The organism is Thermococcus sp. Bubb.Bath (assembly GCF_012027595.1).
Classification (GTDB): domain Archaea; phylum Methanobacteriota_B; class Thermococci; order Thermococcales; family Thermococcaceae; genus Thermococcus.
Map to the genome: position 1 here is coordinate 1 of NZ_SNUR01000035.1, position 451 is coordinate 451.

The 451-nt window shown below is 53.4% G+C and carries 1 protein-coding gene; it reads left to right on the forward strand.

What is annotated here, in order from left to right:
• On the forward strand, positions 1 to 451 hold a 451-nt coding region (locus E3E29_RS11395; protein WP_277346709.1), incomplete at both ends, for a proton-conducting transporter membrane subunit.

Below are 451 nucleotides of genomic sequence, written 5' to 3' on the forward strand. Positions count from 1 at the left end.
GAAATCATGACCTTCGGAAGCTTCATGATGGTCCTCAAGTACAACAGGGAGGCCTCACTCAAGTACTTCGTGCTCAGCGTTATCGGAGCCTACGCGATGCTCATAGCGATAGGCATAATCTACGCCAAAGTCGGCTCCTTCAGCTTTATAGAAGTTTACAGAGCGTTCTCACAGGACGCGGCACTGGCGGCTGTCGGCTCATCTACCATCTTTAGCAAGGGCGAAATTGCGTTAATCTTCGGTCTCTTCCTGGTCGCCTTTGGCGTTAAGGCCGGGATGTTCCCGCTTCACGTGTGGGCGCCCGATGCCTACAGCGAGACCAACCAGAGCTACACCGCGATGTTCAGCGGCGTCCTCAGCAAGACTGGCGTTTACGGATTTATCCTCATCTACATGCTCATAGGCTACCGCCTGCTCTACGAATTCGGAACGATTAGAACCGTCCCCAAGT